Origin of the sequence: Paeniglutamicibacter sp. ZC-3 (assembly GCF_025847175.2) — a bacterium.
GTDB lineage: Bacteria > Actinomycetota > Actinomycetes > Actinomycetales > Micrococcaceae > Paeniglutamicibacter > Paeniglutamicibacter sulfureus.
On the sequence record NZ_JAOYTG010000010.1, the window covers coordinates 133985 to 140808 of the forward strand.

The following is a 6824-nucleotide window of genomic DNA, read 5'->3' on the forward strand; positions in this document are numbered from 1 at the left end:
AGAATCGAGAAAACGTTGGCGTCCTTGCCCTCAATCATCCTCGCTGTCATCGCATGTCTTGTTCGAGAAGATCGGCGACAACAGCATCCATGACGCCCAGCGTGCCACTTCGTGAATCAGACTACGAAGCCATGGTCAGAATCTTTCATTCTAGAATTTTGGAAATACACCGAGAGTTCCTGGAAATTGAGAAAAGGACCGTTTTTTCTTCCAAAGAAGCAAAAACGGTCCTTTTGACCAAAGGCCGGAAGGCCTACATTCCGAAGTCCGAAGGCTTATCAAACGGACCCACCACGGTGATGGTGCGCGGACGGGACGCCAGCAGCGCCGCCAGTTCCTGCACCTGTGCCGGGGTGACTGCCTTGACGCGTTCGAGCGACTCGTCGATGTCGTGGAAGACGCCGGTGACAAGCTCGGCGCGGCCCAGACGCGACATGCGCGATCCCGGATCCTCCAGTGCCAGCACCATGCCGCCGGAGAGCTGGCCAACGGCCTTGCGCAGCTCCTCGTCGGTGATGCCCTCGGCCGCCAGCTTTTCCAGCTCTTCGCCCAGCAACTTGATCACGCGTTCGGTCTTGGCCGGGGCGCACCCGGCGTACATGCCGAAGTAGCCGGCGTCGGAGTACGCGGCGGAGAACGAGTAGGTGGAGTACACCAGCCCGCGCTTCTCGCGGATCTCCTGGAAGAGGCGCGAGGACATGCCGCCGCCGAGGATCGCATTCAGCACGCTCATCACGTGACGGCGCTCGTCGGTGGCCACGATGCCCGGGCAGCCCATGATGATGTTGACCTGCTCGACCGGCCTGCGGATCACGTCGATGCGCTGCGAACCGGTGATCTCCACCGGGACGGTGGGACGGCGCGGAACCGGTGAAGCGCCTTCTTCCAGCTCCCAGCCCGCGGTGCGCAGGGCCTTGAGAACGAGGTCGCATACCTCGTCGTGGTCCAGTGAGCCCGCGGCGGTGATGACCAGTTCCTCGGGGGTGTAGAAGCGCTGGTAGTGCTCCCAGACGGCGTCGCGGCCGATGCCGGTGATGGCCTCGGGGGTGCCGCCGATGGGGCGACCCAAGGAATGGTGGCCCATGACGGCCTCGACGAAGCGCTCGTGCGCCACGTCCCCGGGATCGTCAGCGTCCATCGCGATTTCCTCGAGGATGACGTCGCGTTCCTGCTCGAGTTCGTTGGGATCGATAACCGCGGAGGTGACCATGTCGGCAATGACGTCGATGGCCATCGGCAGGTCGGAGTCCAGCACGCGGGCGAAGTAGCAGGTGCTTTCCTTCGCCGTGGCGGCGTTTGACTCGCCGCCGACCTCGTCAAAGGCGGAGGCGATTTCCAGCGCCGTGCGGCGCTTGGTGCCCTTGAACAGCAGGTGTTCCAGGAAGTGCGTGGAACCGTGTTGACCGTCCTGTTCATCGCGGGAACCGACGGCCACCCAGAAACCAATGGTGGCCGAACGCTGTCCGGGCATGGCCTCGGTCAGCACGCGAACGCCACCGGGCAGGACCGAGCGTCGTACCAGCGCCCCACCGGCCTCGCCGTGGACGATGGTGGGGTCCCCCGCCTCGATCGGGGCCGTGGCGCCGGTGGCGCCACGCTCCCCCGCAGGTGCGGGAGACATTCCAAAGCCGTTGAGCGGCAGGGGAATCATGACCACAGAAAACATCCTTACTGTCCGCCTGGCTGACCGCGGAGCATTGGGTTATTCGCGCGCAGTGACACGCGAAAGGCATTACTCCATTCTTCCACAGGGCCAACCAATCGCCAGCAGTACATGAGCGGTCTCTCACTGGCCGCTCCCCCACGCAGTGGGACCGACGGATGCCGACCGGGCGGAGATAGAAAAATCCCGGCCCACCAACGGTGGACCGGGATTTTCTAGCCTAGAAGACTAGGGACTGACTACTCAGCAGCTTCGACGAGCTCTTCCTCGGCAACAACCGGGGCAAGCGAGAGCTTTCCACGATCGTCGACCTTGGTGATTTCGACCTGCAGCTTCTGGCCAACGGAGACGACGTCTTCGACGTCGTCAACGCGCTTGCCACCGGCGAGCTTGCGCAGCTCGGAGATGTGCAGCAGGCCGTCCTTGCCCGGGGTCAGCGAAACGAACGCACCGAAGGTGGTCAGCTTCACGATGGTGCCCATGTAGCGTTCGCCAACCTCGGGAACCATCGGGTTGGCAATGGCGTTGATCGCGGAGCGTGCTGCGTCTGCAGCTTCCCCGTTGGTGGCGCCGATGAGGACGGTTCCGTCGTCCTCGATGGAGATATCCGCTCCGGTATCCTCCTGGATCTGGTTGATCATCTTGCCCTTCGGGCCGATGACCTCGCCGATCTTGTCTACGGGGATCTTCACGGAGATGATCCGCGGAGCGTAGGTGGAGAGCTCGTCCGGGGTGTCAATGGCCTGGTTCAGGACATTGAGAATGTGCAGACGGGCTTCGCGGGCCTGGGTCAGCGCAGCTGCCAGGACCGATGCCGGGATGCCGTCGAGCTTGGTGTCAAGCTGGATGGCGGTGATGAACTCGGAGGTACCTGCAACCTTGAAGTCCATGTCGCCCATGGCGTCTTCGGCGCCGAGGATGTCGGTCAGAGCCGCGTAGCGGGTCTGGCCGTCAACTTCGTCGGACACCAGGCCCATGGCGATGCCTGCGACGGCTGCGCGCAACGGCACACCGGCGTTCAGCAGCGACAGGGTCGATGCGCAGACCGAGCCCATCGAGGTCGAGCCGTTGGAGCTCAATGCCTCGGAGACCTGGCGGATGGCGTACGGGAATTCCTCACGCGACGGCAGAACCGGCATGATGGCGCGTTCTGCCAGGGCACCGTGGCCGATTTCGCGGCGCTTGGGCGAACCCACGCGGCCGGTCTCACCGGTGGAGTACGGCGGGAAGTTGTAGTTGTGCATGTAGCGCTTGCGCGTCACCGGGCTCAACGAGTCGATCTGCTGTTCCATCTTGAGCATGTTCAAGGTGGTGACGCCCATGATCTGGGTTTCGCCACGCTCGAAGATCGCCGAACCGTGGACGCGGGGAAGAACCTCGACCTCGGCGGTGAGCTTGCGGATGTCGGACAGGCCGCGGCCGTCCATGCGGACCTGGTCGGTCAAGATGCGCTGGCGCACGACCTGCTTGGTGACAGCACCGAAGGCCTTGGAGACCTCGCCTGCGCGGGCAGCGAACTCGGTGCCCTCGGCGGCGAGCTCGGCAACGACCTCGTCCTTGAAGGCGGAGGAAGCGTTGTCGCGCTCCTGCTTGCCGGCGATCTGGTAGATCTCCTTGAGCTTGGCGGCGGCCTTGGCCTCGACGGCTGCGAAGACGTCGTCCTCGAAGTCGCGGAAGACCGGGAACTCGACGGTCGGCTTGGCGGCGCGAGCTGCCAGGTCTGCCTGTGCCTCGCACAGTGCCTTGATGAACGGCTTTGCAGCCTCAAGGCCCTGGGCAACAACCTCTTCGGTCGGGGCGGTGGCGCCCTGTTCCTTGATGAGGTTCCAGGAGTTGTCGGTGGCCTCGGCCTCGACCATCATGATGGCAACGTCGTCGCCCGCGATGCGGCCGGCAACAACCATGTTGAACACGGCGTTTTCCAGCTGGCTGTGCTTCGGGAAGGCAACCCACTGGGCACCGTTTCCGTCGTCAACCAGGGCAACGCGGACGCCGCCGATCGGGCCGGAGAACGGCAGGCCCGAGAGCTGGGTCGACATCGAGGAGGCGTTGATGGCCACCACGTCGTAGAGCTCGTCAGGGTTGATGGCCAAAACGGTGACCACGATCTGGACCTCGTTGCGCAGGCCCTTGACGAAGGCCGGGCGCAGCGGGCGGTCCATCAGACGGCAAGCCAGGATGGCTTCGGTCGACGGGCGACCTTCGCGGCGGAAGAAGCTGCCCGGGATGCGGCCGGCAGCGTACATGCGCTCCTCGACGTCCACGGTCAGCGGGAAGAAGTCGAAGCCCTCGCGCGGGTGCTTGCCGGCCGTGGTGGCCGAGAGCAGTGCGGTTTCTTCGTCGATGTAGACCATGGCCGCACCTGCGGCCTGCTGGGCCAGACGGCCGGTTTCGAAGCGGATAACGCGCTTGCCGTACCGACCATTGTCGATCACGGCCTCTGCGAATTGAATTTCGGGACCCTCCATGGGGCGTGTCCTTTCGATCAATATCCGCAGCACACTGCGAACAGGCCACACATCGGTGCAATCTGGTCTTCGATCGAGACTCGCGCTCTTCCATCAGGAAGAGCGAAAGCCACTACCGAGGACCGCGACTGTCTTCCGGTGGGTCAAGTGCGCGAAGTGCGCGGATATTTCGTCTTGTTTCTGTGCTGGTCATGCGAAATTGCAAACCATACGTGTACCAGCCTACCGGGTTAACGGATTCGGCGCAGTGAGGGCGCGAACTCGTGGTTGGCAGGGATCTCACGGTGCGTGCCGACGCAACATGGGTGACGCCCTCTCGCCTTTCACCGTCGAGGGAAACGCAAAGTGGGCCGTCGCCGATTTCGCAGCAAAGTGCACGATCAGAGCACGTTCATGGTGTCGATTCTTGTGCGCCCGATAGCCACGTGATGACCGGATCCGGCCACAACAACCATGTAGACGTTGAAGTGGGTTTTGCAGCGAAGGATCCTCCAACGCGACACCCGACGCCCAAAAATCCGGCATTCGAAAACGTGTGAGCAACAACGATAAGTGGCCTGTTTTTCACAGTGCTTAGTGGCGGTGTTTTCTGGCCTTGGCTGTTGCATCTTCGGGCCGATGGATCAAGCACCCACATTGACTGCTGTCGATCGGTGCGCGGCGTCTGATTAGTGAACAGGGGTGCTGATCGCTACGGCCCGCTTGGCGGCAGGGAGTGATTCCTCGGCGTTTGCGGAACCGCCGCACTGTAGAAGTTCGTGCAGTGGTCCTGCCGGACTCCATGGGTGGTCTCGGCGAGAGCTATCGCTGGATGGCTGGGGCTAGGCCAGGGAGAGGAAGAGTTTTTCCATGTCGGCACGGTCGGCTGTGGGGTCCTCGCTTTTCAGGCACTGCTCGAGCCCGGTGGCGATAATGGAGAACCCGGCACGGTCTATGGCCTTGGAGGCGGCGGAAAGCTGGGTGACCACCGCGCGGCAGTCGCCGCCTTCCTCCAGCATGCGGATCACGGCGTTCAGCTGGCCCTGGGCGCGCTTGAGCCTGTTGATGGCCGGTTTCATGGTGTCCGCTTCAAGTTCCATGGTGGGTCCCTTCAAGGTGTTGATTTCTTCAATGGTATACCCCCGGGGGTTTCCTTAGCGTATCAATGGCAGTGATTCTCGATACCCCCATGGGTATATGCCATACTCGAATACGGAGGGGGCGGTCAGGCCTCCATCAACAACCCCAGACGCAAGGAGTCACCATATGTGCCGTGCGACCAAATGCCGTAAGTGTCAGAAAACCACCTGGGCCGGATGTGGCCAGCATGTCAAGCAGGTCATGGCCCACGTGCCGCGGAGCGAGCGCTGCTCCTGCGATCCAAATGCCCCGAAGGAGTCCGGCAAGAAAGGCGGCTTCTTCGCGCGCCTCTTGGGCCGCTAGGCCCAGCCTCGCATGCGCCTGTGGCGATCGGCACCATTCCCGATGGTGTCGATCGCCGCTTTTTTGTGCATCCGTGAACGACTTGACGGATACCCCAGGGGGTATTATTGTTGCCTGTGAACCGGATACCCCCAGGGGTATGAAGGGTAAACTGACCAACCACAAGGAGAACCAATGCTTCTCGAACGAATCTATGACGAGGACCTGGCACAGGCCAGCTACTTCATCGGCTGCCAGGCCAAGGGCGAGGCCCTCGTGGTGGACGCCCGCCGCGACATCCAGGTGTACCGGGACCTTGCCGCAAAAAACGGCATGAAGATCACCGCCGTCACCGAGACCCACATCCACGCCGACTACCTCTCCGGGACCCGGGAGCTGGCCGCCGCCACCGACGCGGAGATTTACGTTTCGGGCGAGGGCGGGCCGGACTGGCAATACGAATTCGAAGCCGAACGCCTCTTTGACCAGTCCACCATCACGCTGGGAAACATCACCGTCACCGCCCTGCACACCCCGGGGCACACCCCCGAACACCTCTCCTTCCTGGTCACCGACGGCGCCTTCAGTGACAAGCCGGGCTTCCTGCTCTCGGGCGACTTCGTCTTCTCCGGGGACCTGGGCCGCCCGGACCTGCTCGACGAGGCCGCCGGCGGTACCGACACCCGTTTCGCCGGGGCCCACGACCTCTTCGTCTCGCTGAAGAACAAGTTCCTGACCCTGCCTGACTACGTCCAGGTCTACCCGGGCCACGGCGCCGGCAGCGCTTGCGGCAAGGCCTTGGGCGCCATCCCGTCCTCCACCGTCGGGTATGAGCGCAACTTCGCGTGGTGGGGTCCCTACCTAGAGGCAAACGACGAGGCTGGATTCGTCGAGGCCCTGCTTGACGGGCAGCCCGACGCCCACGCCTACTTCGGCCGCATGAAGCGCGAAAACCGCCAGGGTCCGGCCGTCCTGGGCGAACGCGCACCGCTGGCCCAGCTGGCCATCGAGGACGTTGCCACCGCCCTGGCCGCGAACGAAATCGGCATTGTCGACACCCGCCACCACACTGAGGTCCACGAGGGAACCGTCGCAGGGGCACTGAACATTCCCGCCGGCAACAAGGCGGCAAGCTACGGTGCCTGGGCCGTGGACCCGGAAACGGACCAGCGACCGCTGGTGCTCTTGGCTCCCAACAGCGAAACGGCCACCGAGATGTGGGACCACCTCATCCGCGTGGGCATCGACCGCGTCGCCGGATACATCACTTCCCTGGACGGCCTGCCGGTCTA

The 6824-nt window shown here is 63.3% G+C and carries 4 protein-coding genes; 1 reads left to right on the forward strand and 3 read right to left on the reverse strand.

Features of this window, described 5'->3' with window-relative positions:
- Window positions 1-253: 253 nt before the first annotated feature.
- The 3 genes from OIU93_RS12260 to OIU93_RS12270 form a co-directional block, all read right to left on the reverse strand.
- Window positions 254-1657: a pitrilysin family protein gene (locus OIU93_RS12260; RefSeq protein WP_264270357.1), complete on the reverse strand. Its 1404-nt coding sequence runs from the start codon at window positions 1655-1657 to the stop codon at window positions 254-256.
- 245 nt (window positions 1658-1902) lie between these two features.
- Window positions 1903-4131, reverse strand: coding sequence for a polyribonucleotide nucleotidyltransferase (locus OIU93_RS12265; RefSeq protein WP_264270358.1), 2229 nt, complete (start codon window positions 4129-4131; stop codon window positions 1903-1905).
- An 821-nt stretch (window positions 4132-4952) separates the two neighbouring features.
- On the reverse strand, window positions 4953-5210 hold the full coding sequence (locus tag OIU93_RS12270) for a metal-sensitive transcriptional regulator (RefSeq protein WP_022876876.1): 258 nt from the start codon (window positions 5208-5210) through the stop codon (window positions 4953-4955).
- A gap of 517 nt (window positions 5211-5727) precedes the next feature.
- On the opposite strand from OIU93_RS12270, the gene OIU93_RS12275 reads away from it, so the two are divergent.
- The coding region (locus tag OIU93_RS12275; protein ID WP_264270359.1) for an MBL fold metallo-hydrolase at window positions 5728-6824 on the forward strand (1097 nt) is incomplete at its 3' end.